Annotated in this window: 18 protein-coding genes, 4 tRNA genes and 1 pseudogene; 6 read left to right on the forward strand and 17 right to left on the reverse strand. The window is 64.3% G+C overall.

The window, feature by feature from the left end; genetic code table 11:
- Positions 1-68: 68 nt before the first annotated feature.
- From asd to leuC, 5 genes are read right to left on the reverse strand one after another with little or no spacing between them, the layout of a single operon-like run.
- Positions 69-1,181, reverse strand: a complete 1,113-nt coding sequence (gene asd, locus PIN01S_RS17945; RefSeq protein WP_084337483.1) for an aspartate-semialdehyde dehydrogenase — start codon at positions 1,179-1,181, stop codon at positions 69-71.
- A gap of 57 nt (positions 1,182-1,238) precedes the next feature.
- Positions 1,239-2,321, reverse strand: a complete 1,083-nt coding sequence (gene leuB / locus PIN01S_RS17950) for a 3-isopropylmalate dehydrogenase (RefSeq protein WP_084337484.1) — start codon at positions 2,319-2,321, stop codon at positions 1,239-1,241.
- A gap of 32 nt (positions 2,322-2,353) precedes the next feature.
- Positions 2,354-2,668 (reverse strand): VOC family protein, encoded by a 315-nt coding sequence (locus PIN01S_RS17955; RefSeq protein ID WP_084337485.1) that lies wholly within the window; start codon positions 2,666-2,668, stop codon positions 2,354-2,356.
- Positions 2,669-2,678: 10 nt separating this feature from the next.
- Entirely contained in the window at positions 2,679-3,323 is a 645-nt protein-coding gene (leuD, locus tag PIN01S_RS17960; RefSeq protein ID WP_084337487.1) for a 3-isopropylmalate dehydratase small subunit, read from the reverse strand.
- Between the two features lie 10 nt (positions 3,324-3,333).
- Positions 3,334-4,761: a 3-isopropylmalate dehydratase large subunit gene (leuC, locus tag PIN01S_RS17965; RefSeq protein ID WP_084337489.1), complete on the reverse strand. Its 1,428-nt coding sequence runs from the start codon at positions 4,759-4,761 to the stop codon at positions 3,334-3,336.
- Positions 4,762-4,917: 156 nt separating this feature from the next.
- Between leuC and PIN01S_RS17970 the strand changes: the two genes are divergently transcribed.
- Entirely contained in the window at positions 4,918-5,805 is an 888-nt protein-coding gene (locus PIN01S_RS17970; RefSeq protein WP_084337491.1) for a LysR family transcriptional regulator, read from the forward strand.
- 93 nt (positions 5,806-5,898) lie between these two features.
- Positions 5,899-8,826 carry a sensor domain-containing phosphodiesterase gene (locus tag PIN01S_RS17975; protein ID WP_084337493.1) on the forward strand — a complete coding sequence of 976 codons (2,928 nt, stop codon included), beginning with the start codon at positions 5,899-5,901 and terminating at the stop codon, positions 8,824-8,826.
- A gap of 44 nt (positions 8,827-8,870) precedes the next feature.
- Here the strand turns inward: PIN01S_RS17975 and PIN01S_RS17980 are convergent, their stop codons facing one another.
- Positions 8,871-9,317 (reverse strand): Hsp20 family protein, encoded by a 447-nt coding sequence (locus PIN01S_RS17980; RefSeq protein ID WP_084337495.1) that lies wholly within the window; start codon positions 9,315-9,317, stop codon positions 8,871-8,873.
- Positions 9,318-9,434: 117 nt separating this feature from the next.
- Between PIN01S_RS17980 and PIN01S_RS17985 the strand changes: the two genes are divergently transcribed.
- Positions 9,435-10,181, forward strand: coding sequence for an SDR family oxidoreductase (locus PIN01S_RS17985; RefSeq protein WP_084337497.1), 747 nt, complete (start codon positions 9,435-9,437; stop codon positions 10,179-10,181).
- Between the two features lie 3 nt (positions 10,182-10,184).
- On the opposite strand, the gene PIN01S_RS17990 is transcribed toward PIN01S_RS17985, so the two are convergent.
- The gene (locus PIN01S_RS17990) at positions 10,185-11,159 is read right to left on the reverse strand and encodes a tRNA dihydrouridine synthase (RefSeq protein WP_084337499.1); all 975 of its coding nucleotides are present in this window, start codon (positions 11,157-11,159) and stop codon (positions 10,185-10,187) included.
- 132 nt (positions 11,160-11,291) lie between these two features.
- On the opposite strand from PIN01S_RS17990, the gene PIN01S_RS17995 reads away from it, so the two are divergent.
- Positions 11,292-11,666 carry a hypothetical protein gene (locus PIN01S_RS17995; protein WP_084337501.1) on the forward strand — a complete coding sequence of 125 codons (375 nt, stop codon included), beginning with the start codon at positions 11,292-11,294 and terminating at the stop codon, positions 11,664-11,666.
- A 3-nt stretch (positions 11,667-11,669) separates the two neighbouring features.
- Here PIN01S_RS17995 and PIN01S_RS18000 read toward each other — a convergent pair whose 3' ends face one another.
- The 9 genes and pseudogenes from PIN01S_RS18000 to PIN01S_RS18045 all read right to left on the reverse strand — a co-directional run bounded on the left by PIN01S_RS18000 (position 11,670) and on the right by PIN01S_RS18045 (position 17,098).
- Positions 11,670-12,119 (reverse strand): acyl-CoA thioesterase, encoded by a 450-nt coding sequence (locus PIN01S_RS18000; protein ID WP_084337503.1) that lies wholly within the window; start codon positions 12,117-12,119, stop codon positions 11,670-11,672.
- Between the two features lie 270 nt (positions 12,120-12,389).
- Complete coding sequence (locus PIN01S_RS18010; RefSeq protein ID WP_084337507.1) at positions 12,390-13,250, reverse strand: alpha/beta fold hydrolase; 861 nt, start codon at positions 13,248-13,250, stop codon at positions 12,390-12,392.
- A gap of 90 nt (positions 13,251-13,340) precedes the next feature.
- On the reverse strand, positions 13,341-13,883 hold the full coding sequence (locus PIN01S_RS18015; protein ID WP_084337509.1) for a TetR/AcrR family transcriptional regulator: 543 nt from the start codon (positions 13,881-13,883) through the stop codon (positions 13,341-13,343).
- A gap of 161 nt (positions 13,884-14,044) precedes the next feature.
- Positions 14,045-14,120, reverse strand: a tRNA-Glu gene (locus tag PIN01S_RS18020).
- A 50-nt stretch (positions 14,121-14,170) separates the two neighbouring features.
- Positions 14,171-14,246 (reverse strand) — tRNA-Ala (locus PIN01S_RS18025).
- Between the two features lie 49 nt (positions 14,247-14,295).
- Positions 14,296-14,371, reverse strand: a tRNA-Glu gene (locus PIN01S_RS18030).
- 57 nt (positions 14,372-14,428) lie between these two features.
- Positions 14,429-14,504: transfer RNA gene (locus tag PIN01S_RS18035), tRNA-Ala, on the reverse strand.
- A gap of 165 nt (positions 14,505-14,669) precedes the next feature.
- The gene (gltX, locus tag PIN01S_RS18040) at positions 14,670-16,151 is read right to left on the reverse strand and encodes a glutamate--tRNA ligase (protein WP_084337511.1); all 1,482 of its coding nucleotides are present in this window, start codon (positions 16,149-16,151) and stop codon (positions 14,670-14,672) included.
- Positions 16,152-16,176: 25 nt separating this feature from the next.
- Positions 16,177-17,098 (reverse strand): annotated as a pseudogene (locus PIN01S_RS18045) (LysR family transcriptional regulator).
- Positions 17,099-17,201: 103 nt separating this feature from the next.
- Here PIN01S_RS18045 and PIN01S_RS18050 point away from each other — a divergent pair.
- Entirely contained in the window at positions 17,202-18,248 is a 1,047-nt protein-coding gene (locus PIN01S_RS18050; protein ID WP_084337513.1) for an HlyD family secretion protein, read from the forward strand.
- The gene (locus PIN01S_RS18055; protein WP_084337515.1) at positions 18,238-19,788 is read left to right on the forward strand and encodes an MDR family MFS transporter; all 1,551 of its coding nucleotides are present in this window, start codon (positions 18,238-18,240) and stop codon (positions 19,786-19,788) included. Before PIN01S_RS18050 ends, PIN01S_RS18055 begins: the two co-directional genes overlap by 11 nt.
- A 17-nt stretch (positions 19,789-19,805) precedes the next feature.
- On the opposite strand, the gene PIN01S_RS18060 is transcribed toward PIN01S_RS18055, so the two are convergent.
- Entirely contained in the window at positions 19,806-20,729 is a 924-nt protein-coding gene (locus PIN01S_RS18060) for an alpha/beta hydrolase (RefSeq protein WP_212633067.1), read from the reverse strand.
- Positions 20,730-20,738: the final 9 nt, after the last annotated feature.

The raw sequence follows: 20,738 nt of genomic DNA on the forward strand, positions 1-20,738 counted from the left end.
AAGCTGCAAGCGTCTTGGGTCACCCCTGCAACGTCAAGCCGCTTGCAGCCGGCAGCTTCAGCGATCTATTACCGCTCCAGCAGGATGCGCAGCATGCGGCGCAGCGGTTCCGCCGCACCCCAGAGCAACTGGTCGCCCACCGTGAAGGCGCCCAGATATTGGGAGCCCATGTTCAGTTTGCGCAACCGGCCTACGGGAACACTCAGAGTGCCGGTTACAGCAGTCGGGGTCAGTTCGCGCATGCTAATCTCGCGCTGGTTCGGCACCAGTTTCACCCAAGGGTTGTGCTGGCTGATCATGCCTTCGATGTCGGCAATCGGCACATCCTTGTTCAACTTGATGGTCAGCGCCTGGCTGTGGCAACGCATCGCGCCGATACGGACGCAGATACCGTCCACCGGGATCGGGCTCTTGAAGCGGCCGAGAATCTTGTTGGTTTCGGCCTGGCCTTTCCACTCTTCGCGGCTCTGGCCGTTCGGCAGTTCCTTGTCGATCCAGGGAATCAGGCTGCCGGCCAGCGGCACGCCAAAGTGCTCGGCAGGGAACGCTTCGCCGCGCATGGCCTCCGCCACTTTACGATCGATATCCAGGATGGCACTGGCCGGGTTGGCCAGGTCATCGGCCACCGAGCCGTTGATCGCGCCCATCTGCTTGATCAGCTCGCGCATGTTCTGCGCGCCGGCACCGGATGCCGCCTGGTAGGTCATGGCACTCATCCATTCGACCAGCCCGGCCTCGAACAGACCGCCGAGCGCCATCAGCATCAGACTGACGGTGCAGTTGCCCCCGATGTAGTTCTTCACGCCGTCGTTCAGCGACTGGTCGATCACCTTGCGGTTGACCGGATCGAGGACGATCACCGCGTCGTCCTGCATGCGCAGGCTGGACGCCGCATCGATCCAATAGCCCTGCCAGCCGGCCTCGCGCAGCTTGGGGAAAACCTCGTTGGTGTAGTCGCCACCCTGGCAGGTCAGGATCACATCCAGGGTTTTCAGCTCATCGATGCTGTAGGCATCCTTCAACGGGGCAATATCCTTGCCCACGGCAGGCCCCTGCCCACCGACGTTGGAGGTGGTAAAGAACACCGGCTCGATCAGGTCGAAATCCCGCTCTTCCAGCATCCGCTGCATGAGCACGGAACCGACCATGCCGCGCCAACCGATCAGACCTACACGCTTCATGACGACTACACCTTTCAAGAAAAAGTGGGCCGCCGGCTTACCGGCGGGCCCAAGAGATTACAGATTCCGCAGCGCCGCGACTACCGCATCGCCCATCCCGACGGTACCGACCTTGGTGGTGCCCTCGGAGTAGATGTCGCCGGTACGCAGCCCTTGATCCAACACCACGCTGACCGCACGTTCAATGGCATCGGCTGCATCGCTCTGGCTGAAGCTGTAACGCAGCATCATCGAGACCGACAGAATGGTCGCCAACGGGTTGGCGATACCCTGCCCCGCGATGTCGGGAGCAGAACCGTGGCACGGCTCGTACATGCCCTTGTTGTTCGCATCCAGCGAAGCCGAAGGCAGCATGCCGATAGAACCGGTGAGCATGGAAGCCTCATCCGACAGAATGTCGCCGAACATGTTGTCGGTGACCACCACGTCGAACTGCTTCGGCGCGCGCACCAGTTGCATGGCGGCGTTGTCCACGTACATGTGGCTCAACTCGACGTCCGGATAATCCTTGGCCACTTCCTCTACGACCTCGCGCCACAACTGGCTGGAAGCCAATACGTTGGCCTTGTCCACCGAGCACAGTTTCTTGCCGCGCACACGCGCCATGTCGAAACCGACCCGGGCGATGCGGCGAATTTCGCTCTCGCTGTACGGCAAGGTATCGAAAGCCTGACGCTCGCCGTTCTCCAGCACGCGGGTTTCGCGCGGCTGGCCAAAATAGATGCCGCCGGTCAGCTCGCGGACGATGAGGATATCCAGGCCCGCAACCACTTCCGGCTTGAGCGTCGAAGCCTCCGCCAGTTGAGGATAGAGAATGGCCGGCCGCAGGTTGGCGAACAGCCCCAGCGCCGAGCGAATCTTCAGCAGGCCGCGCTCAGGACGGATATCGCGCTCTAGCTTGTCCCATTTGGGCCCGCCGACTGCACCGAGCAATACGGCGTCGGCCGCCTTGGCACGGGCCAGCGTCTCGTCAGCCAACGGTACGCCGTGCTTGTCGATAGCGGCGCCGCCAATCACGTCATGGCTCAGTTCGAAGCCGAGCTGGAACTTGTCGTTGGTCAGCTCCAGTACCTTCACCGCTTCGGCCATGATCTCCGGGCCGATGCCGTCGCCGGGAAGAATCAGAATCTGCTTGCTCATTGAATCCTCTCGATTGATGGTCGGACCGACGCTCAGGCGCCGATCCGCTCTCCATAGATTGCCGCGATGCGCTCATCCTGCTCGCAGGCGGAAAAGTGTTCCCACTCGATGCCATTGACGTCCGGCGTACTGGTAAAGCCTTCCGCGTCGTCGTCCTCGAACCCTACATGGCGCAGCATTCCAGCGCGCTCGGGCATCTGGTTGATCGAGAAGTTAAGTATCCCGGTACGCCACATGGCGTATTTACCCGGCACCACCACAGTCGCGGGCTGGCCAAGGCGACGATCGTAATCGGCGATGGACGCGTCGAGATCGGCCACCGCCAGCGCAATATGGAAGCGCCTCATGGTGTTCGCCTCAGGCTTCGCGAAACAGCCAGGGGCTGCGTTGCCGGTAACTTTCCTCGAAGCCCTTGATCGCATCGGCATCCTGCAAGGTAAGGCCGATATCGTCCAGACCATTGAGCAGGCAGTGTTTGCGGAAAGCGTCGACCTCGAAGGCGTACTGCTTGCCGTCCGGGCGCGTCACGGTCTGCGCCGCGAGGTCCACGGTCAACCGATAGCCCTCTGTGGCCTCGCATTGCTGGAACAGCTCGTCCACGTCGCTCTCGGCGAGGATGATCGGCAGCAGGCCGTTCTTGAAGCTGTTGTTATAGAAGATGTCGGCGAAGCTCGGCGCGATGATCGCGCGGAAGCCGTACTCGTCCAGGGCCCAAGGCGCATGCTCACGGGACGAACCACAGCCGAAGTTCTCGCGGGCGAGCAACACGCTGGCACCCTGGTAGCGCGGAAAATTCAGCACGAAGTCCGGGTTGATCGGACGCTTGGAGTTGTCCTGGTTGGGCTGGCCGACATCCAGGTAACGCCATTCGTCGAACAGGTTCGGACCGAACCCGGTGCGCTTGATCGACTTCAGGAACTGCTTGGGAATGATCTGATCGGTATCGACGTTGGCGCGATCGAGCGGTGCGACGAGACCAGTGTGTTGGGTAAAGGCTTTCATGTCGGTCTCCTCAGGCCTGCATCAATTCACGCACATCGACGAAATGCCCAGCCACCGCGGCAGCGGCGGCCATCGCCGGGCTCACCAGGTGGGTCCGGCCACCGGCGCCCTGGCGGCCTTCGAAGTTGCGGTTGGAGGTGGAGGCGCAATGCTCGCCGCTCTCCAGGCGATCCGGGTTCATCGCCAGGCACATCGAGCAGCCCGGCTCACGCCATTCGAAACCGGCCTCGATGAAGATCTTGTCCAGCCCTTCCTGTTCGGCCTGCGCCTTGACCAGACCGGAGCCCGGCACCACCAGCGCCTGCTTGACAGTCGGAGCGACCTTGCGGCCCTTGGCGACTTCCGCCGCGGCACGCAGGTCTTCGATACGCGAGTTGGTGCAGGAGCCGATGAAAACGCGATCCAGCGTGATGTCGGTGATCGGCTGATTGGCCGCCAGGCCCATGTATTTCAGGGCACGGACAATCGAATCGCGCTTGACCGGATCGGCCTCGGCAGCGGGGTCGGGCACGCGCTGATCGACCGCGACCACCATTTCCGGCGACGTCCCCCAGCTGACCTGCGGTTTGATGTCTTCCGCACGCAACTCGACCACGGTATCGAAATGCGCGTCCGGATCGGATACCAGTCCGCGCCACTGCGCCACGGCCTGTTCCCAGAGCGCCCCCTTGGGCGCGAAGGGACGACCTTCGACGTAGGCGATGGTCTTCTCGTCCACCGCCACCAGCCCCACACGAGCACCGGCTTCGATGGCCATGTTGCAGATGGTCATGCGGCCTTCCATGGACAGGTCACGGATGGCACTGCCGGCAAACTCCAGGGCATGACCGTTGCCACCGGCGGTACCGATCCGACCGATAACGGCCAGGACGATATCCTTGGCGGTGACGCCGAGCGGCAGCTTGCCCTCGACGCGCACCTGCATGTTCTTCATCTTCTTCGCCACCAGGCACTGGGTAGCCAGCACATGCTCGACCTCGGAAGTGCCGATGCCATGGGCCAGGGCACCGAAGGCGCCATGCGTGGAGGTATGCGAGTCGCCGCATACCACGGTCATGCCCGGCAGCGTGGCGCCCTGCTCCGGCCCGACCACATGGACGATGCCCTGGCGCACGTCGTTCATCTTGAATTCGAGGATGCCGAAATCGTCGCAATTCTCGTCCAGGGTCTGGACCTGGATGCGCGAGACTTCGTCAGCGATGGCGTCGAGGCCACCCTTGCGCTCCGCCTGGGTGGTCGGCACGTTGTGATCCGGCGTGGCGATGTTGGCGTCGATCCGCCACGGCTTGCGCCCGGCCAGTCGCAGCCCTTCGAACGCCTGCGGAGAAGTCACCTCATGGAGAATGTGGCGATCGATGTAGATCAGCGATGAGCCATCGTCGCGCCGCTTCACCTCATGCATGTCCCAGAGCTTGTCGTAGAGCGTTTTGCCAGCCATCAGCCTATCCCTCATCAGCGTGTTTCTATGCCCTCAGGGCTTGTGGGGATGATCCTAAGGACTTGCATTGAATAACTCAAATTCATATTTTTCATTCAAAGCATTCCCATGCGGAATACACCACATACCCTTCAACCTGTGTCTCCCGGAGCATCCATGGATCTCGCCAGCCTCAACGCCTTTATCGCCATTGCCGAGACGGGCAGCTTCTCGGAGGCGGGCGAACGGCTGCACCTGACCCAGCCGGCCGTCAGCAAACGCATCGCGGCGTTGGAACAGCAACTCGGCGTCCGCCTGTTCGACCGCCTCGGCCGCCAGGTAAGCCTCACCGAGGCCGGACGCGCACTCCAACCACGCGCCTACCAGATTCTCGGCGTACTGGACGACACCCGCCGGGCGCTTTCCAACCTGAACGGCGAGATCGGCGGCCGTCTGACGCTGGCTACCAGTCACCACATCGGCCTTCACCGCCTGCCGCCCCTGCTCCGTGCCTTTACCCGGGCACACCCTCAGGTGGCCCTGGATATCCAGTTCCTCGATTCCGAAGTGGCTTATGAAGAAGTCCTGCATGGCCGCGCCGAGCTGGCGGTGATCACCCTGGCGCCGGAAACCCACGCCACGGTCAAGGCGGTGCCGGTCTGGGACGATCCTCTCGACTTCGTCGCGGCGCCGGAACATCCCCTGGCCCGGAACTCGGCCATTGGACTACCGGATATCGCCCGGCATCCGGCAGTCTTTCCCGGCGGCAACACCTTCACCCATCACATCGTACGGCGGCTGTTCGAGGCCGAAGGCCTGACGCCGAACATCGCCATGAGCACCAACTACCTGGAGACCATCAAGATGATGGTGTCCATCGGACTGGCCTGGAGTGTGCTGCCGCGCACCATGCTGGACGATCAGGTGGCACGCCTGCCGTTGCCGGGCATCCAGCTCAGCCGGCGGCTCGGCTATATCCTGCACACGGAACGGACCCTGTCGAACGCTGCCAAAGCCTTCATGGCCCTGCTCGATGAGCAGCGCAGCGGCCTTGCATGGGAATAGTGGCAACGGCTAACGTGAAGCCAGGACGAACGAGCTGGCGACCGGAGCGTTTCAGATCGGCCGCCATACCTATGAACAGCAGATGGGCCACCGATGGCCAAACCCACTGACCGCACGCCTCCACTCCCCTACATTCCGGCACTCGACCCTGCGGAGTTCGAACAGACCTGGCAAGACGCGCCACGCCTGCTCGCCGCACTGAACGGTGCCCGGTTGGGGGCCTGGTCGTGGGACATCGAAAACGGGCAGGTCAGTTGGTCGCGCGGCGCCCAGGCGCTGTTCGGGCTGGACCCGCGGCGCCCATTGAGCCAGCGGGTCGACTACATCGACCTGATCCCCGAAGAAGACCGCGCCGCGGTGATGCGCTCCTTCCAGGCGGTGCTGACCGGTGCCCCGGAAACCCACTCGCTACGCCACCGTATTCGCTGGCCGGACGGCAGCCTGCACTGGCTGGAAATCAGCGGCCGCCTGCAGCCGGAAAGTGATCGCCCGATGATGATCGGCGTGATCCGCGACATTACCCTGCAGCGGGCCCAGGAGAGTGCGCTGGAAGAAAGCCAGGAGCGCCTGACCCTGGCGCTGGAGTCCGCCGACCTGGGCACCTGGGACTGGCACATTCCCAGCGGCATGCTCTACGGCTCCGCTCGCGCGGCGAACCTGCACGGATTACCGGCGGAGCCCTACCACGGCGACTTCAACCAGTTCTTCCGGCATGTTCCGGAGGAAGACCGTGAGTTCATGCGCCAGGTCTACAAGGAACTCCTGGCGGGCAAGCGCCAGGAATACCAGATCACCTACCGGATGAACCTGAGCGCCGGCGATGTGCATCACCTGGAGAGCACCGCCCGCCTCTACCGCGACGAGGCCGGGCAGCCGCTGCGCATGGCCGGCATCATCATCGACATCACCGAACGGGTGCTGCGCGAACAGCGCCTGGCAGCCTCGGAGGAGAAATTCGTCACCCTCTTCCAGGCCAGCCCGGAACCCATTTGCGTCACCCGCCTCAGCAACGGCGAATTCATCGAGATCAACCCCAGCTTCAGCGAAACCTTCGGCTGGCAGCCGGAGGACATCGTCGGCCGCAACGCGCCCGAGATCGGCTTCTGGGTCGACCTGGAGCAGCGCCGCGCGCTCTACGAACGACTGCACCGGCAGCAGGGCCTGGATAACGTCGAGGCGCGCTTTCGCACCAAGGATGGCCGCGAGCTGACCTGCATGGTCTCCACCCGCTTCATCCACGTGGAGCGTCAGCCCTGCATCACCACCACCTTTCGCGATATCACCGAGCATCAGCGCGCCGAAGCCGCGCTCAAGGCCAGCGAAGAGAAATTCGCCAAGGCGTTCCACTCCAGCCCGGACGCGATCACCATCACCGAGCGGGACACGGCCCGCTATATCGAGGTCAACGAGGGTTTTTCCCGCCTGACCGGCTACCGGCCGGAAGAAGTGATCGGCCGCACCGCCTACGAGATGAATGTCTGGGCCGACCCGACTGAACGCGCCTTGCTGCTGGAAAAACTGCAGCGCGACGGCCGCGTGCACCACTTGGAGATGCACGGCCAGCACCGTGACGGCAGCGTCCGGGTCGTGGAGGTATCGGTCGAACCGATCAACCTGGAAGGCACCGACTGCCTGCTTCTCACCGCCCGCGACATCAGCGAACTGAAAAACGCGCAGGCGCAGATCCATCACCTGGCCTATCACGACTCGCTGACCAACCTGCCCAACCGAGCCCTGCTGATCGACCGCCTGACCCAGCAGATCTCGCTGCTGAAGCGCCACGACCTGCGGGGTGCCCTGCTGTTCCTCGATCTGGATCACTTCAAGCACATCAACGACTCGCTGGGCCACCCGGTCGGCGATGCCGTGCTGAAGATGGTCACGGCGCGACTGGAAGCCAGCGTACGCCTGGAAGATACGGTGGCCCGGCTGGGAGGCGATGAGTTCGTCGTACTGCTTTCCGGCCTCGAAGGCAAACGCTCCGAAGTGACGCGGCACGTGCGCCAGATCGCCGACAAGCTGCGCAAGCTGCTGGCCGAACCCATGCTGCTCGACGGCCAGCGCCTGCAGGTCACGCCAAGCATCGGCATCGCTCTCATTCCCGACCACGGCAAGACGCCCGCAGACCTGCTCAAGCGCGCCGACATCGCCCTCTACCGCGCCAAGGATTCCGGCAGGAACGCCATTCAGCTGTTCCGCACCACCATGCAGGAAGCCGTCAGCGAGCGGCTGCGCCTGGAGAACGATCTGCGCCTGGCGGTCACCCGTGGCGAATTCGAGCTGTATTTCCAACCGCAGGTGGACGCCCGCAGCAACGCCATCGTCGGCGCCGAAGCCCTGATTCGCTGGCAGCACCCGAGCCTTGGCCAGCAGTCGCCGGCCCTGTTCATCCAGCTACTGGAGGAAAGCGGACTCATCCTGGAGGTCGGCGCCTGGATCCTCAGCGAAGCCAGCCAGATCTGCGCCCAACTGCTCCAGGATGGCTTGGTGGACGAGGACGACTTCAGCCTCTGCATCAACATCAGTCCGCGCCAGTTCCGCCACAACGACTTCGTCGAGCGGGTGGAAACCTGTCTGACCCGCAGTGGCGTGCCCAAGCAGATGGTGACCCTGGAAATCACCGAAGGCATCGTGATTCAGAACCTCGAGGACACCATCGCCAAGATGCATCGCCTCAAGCGCCAGGGTGTCAGCTTCGCGATGGACGACTTCGGCACCGGTTATTCCTCGCTGACCTACCTCAAACGGCTGCCGGTGGACGTGCTGAAGATCGACCAGTCATTCGTCCGCGATGCCACCACGGACCCCAACGATGCCGAGATCATCCGCGCCATCGTGGCCATGGCGCGCAGCCTGGGGCTGGAAATGATCGCCGAAGGCGTCGAGCAAGCCGACCAGTTGGACTTTCTCCAGCAGCAGGGCTGCCATCTCTACCAGGGCTACCTGTTCAGCAAGCCCTTGCCCCTCAATGAATTCCGCGCCCTGCTGGTTCGCAAACCGGAACAATCGGTGCAAGCCTGAACGAAAAAGGGCGCCATCGCTGGCGCCCCTTTGACAGGTGAATATCAGTGTTCCAGAGCCGGCAATTCGCCGCCGATCGGGATGCGCTTCGGCTTGGCTTCTTCGGGCACATTGCGCACCAGATCGATGTTCAGCAGGCCGTTGACCAGCGCTGCCCTCTTGACTTCGATGTGGTCGGCCAGACGGAACGACAGCTTGAACGCGCGCTGGGCGATGCCCTGGTGCAGATAGGTGACGTTCTCGTCGCTGCGATCGCGCTTGCCGCCACTGACCGTCAGCACGCCGCGCTCGACCTGCAACTCCAGATCGGCTTCCTGGAAGCCGGCAGCCGCGACGACGATGCGGTACTCGTCATTACCGTGCTTTTCGATGTTGTAGGGCGGGTACGAACTGCCCGCGTCATTGCGCAGGGCCGCTTCGAACAGATCGTTGAACCGGTCGAAACCGATGGACTGACGGAACAACGGAGCCATGGAAAATGCAGTGCTCATAACTAATCTCCTGATTTCAGCGAGTGGTTACTTGCGGGACCCGCTAGCGGCATCCCGCATGGTCCTAGATAGGGACAGCCGAATGGATTTCAAGGGCATCCGCACAACGAGGGGTTTATGTCGAAAGTCATGCTGATCACAGGGGCGAGCCGGGGCATCGGCGCCGCCACCGCCCGCCTCGCCGCCGCACAGGGCTATGCGCTGTGCCTCAATTACCGGGAACGCCGCGAAGCGGCCGAGGCGCTGCTGCGCCAGCTCGAAGCCTCGGGGACCGAGGCGATTGCCGTGGCCGCCGATGTCGCGGACGAGGAACAGGTGATGCGTCTCTTCGAGCGCCTGGACCAGGCCTTCGGCCGCCTGGACGTGCTGGTCAACAATGCCGGCCTGCTGGAGCCCCAGGCACGGCTGGAGCAGATGGACGCCGCGCGCCTGCAGCGTGTCTTCGGCGCCAACGTGATCGGCAGCTTCCTCTGCGCCCGCGAGGCGGTAAAGCGCATGTCCACCCGCCATGGCGGCCAGGGCGGCGCCATCGTCAATCTCTCCTCGATGGCTGCCCGTCTCGGTGCGCCCAACGAGTACATCGACTACGCCGCCGCCAAGGGCGCCATCGACAGCCTGACCATCGGCCTGGCCAAGGAGGTCGCGGCGGAGGGCATCCGGGTGAACGGGGTGCGCCCCGGCCTCATCCACACCGATATCCATGCCAGCGGCGGCGAACCGGGACGCATCGAGCGGCTCAAGTCCAGCGTGCCGCTGGGGCGCGGCGGCGATCCCGAGGAGGTGGCCCGGGCCATTCTCTGGCTGGCTGGCGACGAGGCGTCCTATACCACCGGCACCCTGCTCGACGTCAGCGGAGGCCGCTGAGGGTCACACCGCCGTCGCCAGGCCTGCGAGCGGATCGGAGATGCCCAGCAAGGCATCGATGCGCGCACAATCGCTTTCCCGGCGAACTTCGGCGAACAGCACCACCGCCTCCGGGTAGCTGCGGGTCAGCATGGCCAACCACTGCTTCAGGCGCCCCGGCGCGTAGCGTGGCGACAGCTTGCGCCGGGCCTGCAGCCAGAAGTCACGCAACAACGGCAGCAATTCGCCCCAGGTCATTTCCCAGGGCACCTGCCCTGCTCGTACGGCAGCGATCTGCCGGGCCAGGTCCGGGCGGGATACCAGGCCCCGGCCGAGCATGACGTCATCGACGCCGCTCACCTCACGGCAACGCCGCCAGTCGTCCAGGCTCCAGATTTCGCCGTTGGCGAACACCGGCACCTTGACCGCTTCCTGGACCCGCGCCACCCACTCCCAGTGGGCCGGCGGCCGGTAGCCCTCCGCCTTGGTCCGGGCGTGCACCACGATCTGCGCCGCGCCGCCATCAGCCAGGGCCCGCGCGCAGTCCAGCGCCCCGTCCGGGCTGTCGAAACCCAGGCGCATCTTCGCCGTGACCGGAAACTCCCGCGGCACCGCTCGCCGGACCTCGGAGATAATCGCATGGAGCAGCTCGGGCTCCTTGAGCAGCACTGCCCCACCCCGCGAGCGGTTCACCGTCTTTGCCGGGCAGCCGAAATTGAGGTCTATCACCGGCGCGCCCAGCTCGCAGGCAAAGGCGGCGTTTTCAGCCAGGCACACCGGATCGGAGCCGAGCAGTTGCACGCGCATGGGCGTGCCGGCACGGGTGCGCGATCCGACCGCCAGCTCCGGAGCCAGCTTATGGAAATGGGCGGCAGGCAGCAGGCGGTCGCAGACTCGGATGAATTCGGTCACGCACCAATCGATGCCGCCGACACGGGTCAGGACATCGCGAAGAATCTCGTCGACCAGCCCCTCCATGGGCGCCAGAGCGATCTGCATTCAGGCTTCTCGGAAGAAAAAGGCGCGTAGTTTACGGCGATCGCCGGGACGCGCAAATCCCGGCCGGCGGGATGGCTGCGGAGCTTCACCGAGTCGACGCGGTCTGCTCATAAAAGGCTACGGAAACACGTCATGAGAGCTATCGCATCCTTCGCCGCCCTGATACTGCCCCTGTTCACCACCGGCATTGCCGGCGGCGAATCCATTACTCCGGACAGCAGCGCACGGCTGATCGTCGAACGCGACAGCTCGTCAGCAAATGCCTGCGACATCGAGCTGTATGTGCAGAACAGGCTGGCCGCCCAGCTAGGCCCCGGAGAGCGGGCGGTACTGCAGGTCGCAGCGGGAGAAGTCTCGCTGGCGGTCACTCAGGCCAGCTCCGGCCCCTGTCTCGAGGCAGCTTCGCCCAGCCGCCCACAGTCCGCCCTGTTCGCACCGGGACAAACCCGGGCGTACCGGATCATGCAAGATGCCTCCGGTCTGTTTCTCTCTCCGGCTTCCGAATGAGCCTTAGAGTTCCAACGGATATGGCTGGATCAACGCCTGTCCATAACCCTCGACGAACTCCACCGGCATGCGCTTGGGCTTGCCACTGGACAGTTCGATGCAAACGAAGGTGGTCGATGCGCGCAGCAGAGTCGCCGCATCGGCCGGCCGCACCAACTGGAAACGCCGCTGCATCTTCACGCGCTGGTCCGACTCGACGATCCAGGTGGCCAGTTGCAGCTCGTCCCCTTCGTAGGCGGCGGCCAGGTAGTCGATCTCATGGCGCACCACCGCCATGGCGCGATCCAATCGGCGATATTCGCTCAGGTCCAGCCCCAGGCTCTGGGAATGACGCCATGCGCAACGCTCCAGCCAACTGACGTAGACCGCGTTATTGGCATGTCCGAGGCCATCGATGTCGTCCGTTTCGACACGGATATCGATCACGAAGGGGTTAGCAAGATCCCAGTTCATTTCACCGCTCCGGCTGGTGGCTATGGCCGGGGAGCGCACCGCTGGAACAGGCACTCCCGGGTTCGGCCGGCCATTCTAGGCGCTTGCCGCGCCCGAGACCAAGCGACGACGACCTGCAGGCCGGCCGACTGGTCCAAGTGCTACCCGAGTGGTCAGTGGCGGAAAGCGGGGTCTTCGCCGTCTATCCGCACGCACGCTTCCTGCCGATGAAGACCCGGGGGTTCGTGGACCATCTCGCCGAGGCGATCGCAGCTGAGTCCGGCGACACGTTTACCTCGCCTGGAAGAACGCATCCTGACGCAGCGCCGTCCCTCGAGCACCAGCTTGCTCTTCCAGCAGCTCCATGACCGCGCTCACTACGCGGGGATCGCCAAGAACCCGGTGATGCCCACCCGACTCCAGCAACAGCAGACGACTGTCGAACCAGTTTTCGTGGATTCGCTCCGCTTCGCTCGCCGGCACCATGGTGTCGTCGGCCGCATGGATCACCAGGCCTCGCATATCCAACTGATAGCGCGTCACGTCCAAGTGCGCGGCCGGCATACCGGCGTGTTGCTCGACCAGCCGGACGAAGTGCGCCCGAGCCAAGGGCGGCAGAGCCATGAAGCGGGCGAACTGGCGCAGCACGGTCAATATCCGGCTAGGCGTCCCGATGGTCACCACCGCCTCGCTACGCAACCCCAGCTGGGTTGCGAGCAGCACACTGGCACCACCCATGGAATGCCCGATCACCGCTTTCAGCGGCGGCAGCTCCCCGGCCGCTTCGAGCACAGCGCGAGCGAACAGGACCACACTGGCCTCCTGCCCCGGCGAGCGTCCATGGGCCGGTCCATCCAGCGCAACCACGGCGTAACCGGCCCGGATCAGCGCCTCGATCAGCGCGGCGAACTGCGTCGGCCGCCCTTCCCAGCCATGCATCAGCAAGACGGCGGGCCCGCTTCCCCAGCGCAGCGCGGACAGGCCAAAGCGCAGCGTTATGCGTTCCGCACTGCCCAGCAGCGGCAGCTCCCAACTCCGCGGAGGCAGATCGCGGGGCGTCATGAACTCGCGACGCATTTTGCTCGCCACCGCATGCGGAGCCACCCAACCCAAGGTGGCGTTGATACCGCGAACCCAGTTCAAGCTGCTCATCACAAGACCCTCATCGATTAACGGCGGACAGCGCTACCGCCTGGATGGGCGCCCAGCGGGCACCCGGTATGAAACCGAGCCTTCCCGGGCTCAAATCACTGCCGATTTCGCGGCCCGCAGTACCCGGTCGGACATCTCGCCCCGCCCCAGCGCCCGTGCCAGCACCAAACCACCCACCATCAACGCCATGTCCGCCAGGACCTTGTCGGCCTCCTCCGGGCTGTCGGCGAGTTCCGCCATGACCAACTCCAGATGCTCGGCCAATACGGCGCGAAAGCCTTCCGGCATATGCGCCAACTCGGCCAGCGAACTGGGAAGCGGACACGCCTCACCGGTTTCCGCATCGCGGTGCTTGCGTGAGAGATAGAACGCCGCCGCCAGGGCACGCCGCTCGGATGCCGGCAAGCTCCGGTCCAGCTCACCCATCAGGGCACGCCGCCGCCGGAGCGTCTGGCTGAAGGCCTCCAGCATCAGCGCATCCTTGCTTTCGAAGTGCGCGTAGAAGCCACCGACGGTCAAACCGGCCGCGCCCATCACGTCCCCTACGCTGGGTTCGGCCGGGCCACGCCGAGTAAGCGCGGCACTGGCGGCGGACAGGATGCGTTCGCGGGTCTGGGCTTTTTTGTCGTTCATGGGTGAGGCTCCAAAATATTACACCTGAAATATTATGCTCGTAATAAATTTTAGCAAGCCTTTGGGGAACGCCATTCGTCGCCGGATAAAACAGGAGAAAAAACAAAAGGGCCACCCTGACCGGATGACCCTTTAAAAGCCCGCATTGCGGGTTGGAAAAGTGGCGTCCCCTAGGGGACTCGAACCCCTGTTACCGCCGTGAAAGGGCGGTGTCCTAGGCCACTAGACGAAGGGGACGAAACCTTCGATGAACAAGACCGGCATAATCAGTCGGCCTTGCCGTGGATTGGTGGAGCTAGACGGGATCGAACCGTCGACCTCTTGCATGCCATGCAAGCGCTCTCCCAGCTGAGCTATAGCCCCGAATTTAACGTCTCGCGACTCGCGCTACCGTAGCAACACTGCTGGAATATGGCGTCCCCTAGGGGACTCGAACCCCTGTTACCGCCGTGAAAGGGCGGTGTCCTAGGCCACTAGACGAAGGGGACGAAACCTTCAAAACCAATCAACCTTCAGGCTGACCGTGGCACTCTCCCGAAGGAAAGTGGTGGAGCTAGACGGGATCGAACCGTCGACCTCTTGCATGCCATGCAAGCGCTCTCCCAGCTGAGCTATAGCCCCGTCTCGAGGACGGGGCGCATATTAGGGGGGCTCCCCTGGGCTGTCAACAGATTTTTTTCCGATCCCGAAAATTTTTTGCCATTAGAACAATTACTTAAGAGCACCGACGGAAAAAGAGTCAGCTCCGCCCTCTCCTTCCATCGGTGACTGCGGTCTACCGTGGCATCAGCCGATGGCAGCCAACAGCTTCTCCCACTCCTTGTTCTCTTTCTTCGACACACCACCGAGCAGTTCGATGGCCTGGCGCAGGCGGAAGCGGGTCAGGTCCGGCCCAAGGATTTCCATCGCATCCAGCACCGAAACGGAACTGGCCTGCCCGGTAATGGCAGCGAACATCAGCGGCATGGCGTCGCGCAGCTTCAGCTCGAGGTGCTCGACCACCGCCTGGATGCAGCTGGTGATCCGGTCCTTCTCCCACTGGCGCAGGGCTTCCAGCTTCCAGAGGATCAACTGCATCACCTGGCGCACCTGGTCGGGCGACAGCTTCTTGTGCTCGAACAGCCGGGCATCCAGCGGCACGCTGCCGGCGAAGAAGAAGCTGGCCAGCGGGGCGATATGGCTGAAGGTCTCCACCCGCCCCTGGACGTGCGGAGCGATCTTCATCAGATACTCGGGGTTCAACGCCCACTTCTGCACTTCGGCGGCGAAATCCTCGACGCTCAGCTCACGCAGCCACTGACCGTTCAACCAGGACAGTTTCTCCAGGTCGAAGATCGGCCCGCCCAGGGAAACCCGCTGGATATCGAAATGCTCGATCATCTCGGCGAGGCTGAACTTCTCGCGCTCGTCCGGCATCGACCAGCCCATCCGGCCCAGGTAGTTGAGCATCGCCTGGGGCAGGAAGCCCATGCGCTCGTAGAAAGTGATCGAAGTCGGGTTCTTGCGCTTGGACAGCTTGCTCTTGTCCGGATTACGCAGCAGCGGCATGTAGCAGAGCTTGGGCTGCTCCCAGCCGAAGTATTCGTAGAGCTTGATCAGCTTCGGTGCCGAAGGCAGCCATTCCTCGCCGCGCAACACATGGGTGATCCCCATCAGGTGGTCGTCCACCACGTTGGCCAGGAAGTAGGTCGGCAGGCCATCGGCCTTCATCAGCACCTGCATATCCATGCGGTCCCACGGGATCTCCACGTCGCCGCGGAGCATGTCCGGCACCACGCAGACGCCCTCGGTCGGGACTTTCATGCGCACCACGTTGGACTCGCCGGCCGCCAGGCGGCGGTTCACCTCCTCGGCGGACAGGTGCATGCAATGGCCGTCGTAGCGCGGGGTTTCCTTGCGCTCCATCTGCTCGGCGCGCAGCGCATCGAGGCGCTCGGGGGTGCAGAAGCAGTGGAAGGCATGGCCCTTCTCCACCAACTCCTTCGAGTACTTCTGGTAAATCTCGCCCCGCTCGCTCTGCCGGTAGGGACCATGCGGGCCGCCGACGTCCGGGCCTTCGTCCCACTCGATGCCGAGCCAGCGCAACGCATCGAAGATCTGCTGTTCGGACTCGCGGGTCGAACGCAACTGATCGGTGTCTTCGATGCGCAGGATGAACTGGCCACCGTGCTGACGGGCGAAGCAGAGGTTGAACAGGGCGATATAGGCGGTGCCGACGTGCGGGTCGCCGGTGGGCGACGGCGCGATGCGGGTACGAACGGTGGTCATGGAAGCTCTCGAACAGAGGGATCGATCAAAGCGGCGATGTTAACAGGGGCACTGCCGTGGGCTCCAGCGTAGTGGCCGCCTTCGATCCGCAGGTTGCCCATGAGGAAATCGAGGAACGCCTTCACCTTCATGGCCTGGAAACGCCGTGACGGATAGACCGCGTACAGCTCGCCGACCGGCAGCCGCGCCTCGGGCAGCAGCTCCACCAGACGCCCGCTGCGCACCGCCTGTTCGGTGATCAGCAACGGCAACCCCGCGATCCCCGCCCCGGCCATCGCGGCCTCCCGGGCAAAGGTGATGTTGTTGCAGGAGAGCACGCGCTGGCAGGGGACGCTCTCCCCCTGCACCGGCCAGTAACGCGGCGAGTCGTGGGGCAGCAGGATCGCCCGGTGGTTGGCCAGGTCCTGTACCGTGCGCGGCGTACCGTGGGCGGCCAGATAGCCGGGACTGGCGCACAGGCGCCGGGCGGTCTCGAACAGCTTGCGGCCGATCAGCGTGGAATCCTGCGGCTGGCCGACCATGATGGCTATATCCACGCCCTCCTCCACCGGATCGACGTAGCGCGAGGTCAGCTCCACCTCGGCAGTGATCTGCGGGTATTGGCGCATGAACTCGCCCAGGACCCGCCCCAGCAGCAACTGGCCGAACTCGATCGGCGCGGTGATCCGCAGCAGGCCCGACGGTTCCTGCTGCAACTGCATGACCGCCTGCTCGGCCTCGGCGAAATCCAGCATGATCTGCCGGCAGCGGTCGTAATAGGCCTGGCCGACCTCGGTCAGACGCAGCTTGCGCGTGGTGCGGTTGAGCAAGCGCACCCCCAGGCGTTCTTCCAGCAAGGCGATGCGCCGGCTCACCGTGGACTTCTGCATGCCCAGGCTTTGCGCCGCCTGGGTAAAGCTGTGGCACTCCACCACCCGGGTAAAGATCAGCGCGTCATCCAACCCCATTATTGTTCCCCATAAGCAACAAAGTTTCTGAAGTGTACCGGCTATAAGCGAGTAGGGAACACTGCTAGATTTCCGAAATTCTGCCCCGCTCATGAGCATTTCCATGCCTGCCCAACTGCAACGACGCCTGTTCGTTTTCCTGCTCGTCCTGGCGCTGGTCGCCGGGGCCTTCTTCCTGCACTGGCTGTTCGTCGGCCGGTTCGTCGAAACCACCGACAACGCTTATGTGCAGGGCGAGATCACACGCATTTCCAGCCAACTCGGCGCACGTATCGAAAAGGTCCTGGTGGAAGACAACCAGCACGTGAACCAGGGCGACCTGCTGGTGGTACTGGAAGCGGAGGACTTCCGACTGGCCGTCGAGCGAGCCCGCGCCACCCTGGCGACGCGCGAGGCGGAACTGGCGCAGGCGCGCAGCAAGCTCGAGCAGCAGGCCAGCCTGATCGCCGCCAGCGAGGCGGACGTGGCCGCCAACCAGGCGACCCTCGGCCGCACCCAGATCGACCTGTCGCGCGCCCAGACCCTGCGCAAGCCCGGCTATGTCTCCGAAGAGCGCGTCACCACCCTGTCCGCCGACGCACGCGTCGCCCGCTCGCAGCTGGCCAAGGCGGAAGCCGACCTCAAGGCCCAACGCCAGCAGATCGAAGCCCTGAACGCCGACATCCGCCGGCTGGAGGCGCAGATCGCCAATGCCCGTGCCGACGTGGCCCAGGCTGAATTGAACCTGACCCGCACAGAAATCCGCGCCCCGGTCGGCGGCCTGGTCGGCCAGCGTGCCGCGCGCTCGGGCCAGTACGTACAGGTCGGCGCCCACCTGCTGTCGCTGGTGCCGGACGACGACATCTGGGTCCAGGCCAACTTCAAGGAAACCCAGATTGGCCGGATGCAGCCGGGCCAGAAGGCCGAGCTGCTCTTCGACAGCTTCCCCGACACGCCCATCGAAGGCACCGTGCAGAGCCTGTTCGCCGCCTCCGGCGCCCAGTTCAGCCTGCTGCCGCCGGACAACGCCACCGGCAACTTCACCAAGGTGGTGCAGCGCATCCCGGTCAAGCTGACCTTCGCTGCCGACAACCCGCTGAAAGGTAAGATCCGCCCCGGCATGTCGGTGGAAGTGAAGGTGGAATTGAAGGACGAGCAGCGTGGCAGCTGACGCGCTGATACGTCCCACCAACGAGCCCAGTCGCCGCGACTGGATCGCCGTGATGAGCGCCATGCTCGGCGCCTTCATGGCAGTGCTGGACATCCAGATCACCAACTCGTCGCTCAAGGACATCCAGGGCGCGCTGTCCGCCACCCTGGAGGAAGGCTCCTGGATTTCCACCTCCTACCTGGTGGCCGAGATCATCATGATCCCGCTCACCGCCTGGCTGGTGCAGCTGCTCTCGGCCCGCCGCCTGGCGCTCTGGGTTTCCCTGGGGTTCCTCGCTTCATCGCTGCTCTGCTCCCTGGCCTGGAGCCTGGAGAGCATGATCGTGTTCCGCGCCCTGCAGGGCTTCACCGGCGGCGCGCTGATCCCCCTGGCCTTTACCCTCACCCTGATCAAGCTGCCGGAACATCACCGCGCCAAGGGCATGGCGCTGTTCGCCATCACCGCCACCTTCGCCCCGTCCATCGGCCCGACCCTGGGCGGTTGGCTGACGGAAAACTTCGGCTGGGAATACATCTTCTATATCAACGTGCCGCCGGGCCTGCTAATGATCGCCGGCCTGCTCTACGGGCTGGAAAAGAAGGCACCGCACTGGGAATTGCTGAAAAGTACCGACTACGCCGGCATCGTCACCCTCGGCCTGGGCCTCGGCTGCCTGCAAGTCTTCCTCGAAGAAGGCCACCGCAAGGACTGGCTGGAATCCAACCTGATCGTCAGCCTCGGCAGCATCGCCCTGGTCAGCCTGATCCTCTTCGTCATCCTGCAAGTATCGCGGCCCAATCCGCTGATCAACCTGGGCATCCTGCGCAACCGCAATTTCGGCCTATCGAGCATTTCCAGCATCGGCCTGGGCATGGGTCTCTACGGCTCGATCTACGTGTTGCCGCTCTACCTCGCCCAGATCCAAGGCTACAACGCGCTGCAGATCGGCGAAGTGATCATGTGGATGGGTATCCCCCAGCTGTTTCTCATCCCGCTGGTGCCCAAGCTGATGAAAGTGATCTCGCCCAAGCTGCTCTGCGGGCTCGGCTTCGGTCTGTTCGGGCTCGCCAGCTTCGCCTCCGGCGTGCTCAACCCGGACTTCGCCGGGCCGCAGTTCCAGCACATCCAGATCATCCGCGCGCTGGGCCAGCCGCTGGTGATGGTGACCATTTCACTGATCGCCACCGCCTACATCCTGCCCCAGGACGCCGGATCGGCCTCCAGCCTGTTCAACATCCTGCGCAACCTGGGCGGCGCCATCGGCATCGCCCTCCTCGCCACCCTGCTGGATGCCCGCGCCAAGATCTATTTCGACTACCTGCGCGAATCCATCGTGCCGACCAATCCCCAGGTGGCCGAACGCCTGAGCCAACTCACCAACACCCTCGGCAGCGAGCAGGCGGCGCTGGGCAAGCTGAGCGAGATCGTCCACCAGCAGGCGACGATCATGGCCTACAACGATGCCTTCCACTTCATCGGCATCGCCCTGGGCATCAGCATGCTCGCCGTGCTGCTGACCCGGCCGCTCCCCAAGGGCATGCAGGGCGGCGCGGCGCACTGAGTTCCCAAGCGGGTGCATCAATCCCGGATCGGCAACCCGGCCGCCAGACGCAGCGCCAGATGCAGCGAGGCCGCCAGCATCGGGCCATGGCCGAGGCCGGGCAACTCTCGGTAGGTGACCTCCAGCCCGTCGTGCCCACCCAGACGTTCGGCCAGGCGCTGGAGTGCATCGTCCGACAGCGTGGCCATGGCACGCGCACGCGACGAATCCCCAGCCGCGTCCCGCGTCGCCGTCCCCTCCTCGCTCCCCCTGAGCAACAGCAGGTTCGCCTGGGCACCTCCGCGATAGCTCCGCTCCAGCTCGGCGAGCAGACCGGGCTGCCACCACAGCGACGGGCTGGCGGCGATGTAAGTCTGGAAACTCGTGGGTGCAGCGAACAGCGTGTCGAGGACGAACAGCCCGCCGAAGGAGTGTCCCCAGATCGCCTGGCGCGACGCATCCAGCGGTTGGCGCGCCGCCACGGCCGGTCGGATGCGTTGCTCCAGCAGCTCACGGAAGGCCGACGAACCGCCGCCGTCATGCTCGCCGTAGCGCTGCAACGGACGGCCGTCCGGCCAGCCCGGCGTGTAATCGCGCGTCCGTGCCGGCAGGTCCAGGCGGCGGTCGCTCGCCGGGCCGATCAACACCAGCAGCGGCGGTTCGGCGGCATCCAGCTCGGCCAGCCAGTCCTCGCGCAGGGCCTGCAAGGCGGCGTTGCCGTCGAGCAGGTAGAGGGCCGGATAACCATCGGCGGGCGGCGGACGACGCGGTATCGCCAGACGGACCCGGTAGTGGCGCTGGCTATCGCGCGAGTCCAGCTCGAAGTGTTCGAAGCGGTAGAACGCCGAGCCGCGCTCAACCAGTGTTTCGCCGAGGACGGCATCGGAGTCGGGCCGCGCCGAGGCCGTCGAAGCCAGCAGCAGGCCGAGCCAGGCCAGGCAACGCAGATAGGGTGGAGTCATGGGCATCCC

The sequence above is a fragment of the Pseudomonas indica NBRC 103045 genome (assembly GCF_002091635.1).
Taxonomy (GTDB): Bacteria; Pseudomonadota; Gammaproteobacteria; order Pseudomonadales; family Pseudomonadaceae; genus Pseudomonas_M; species Pseudomonas_M indica.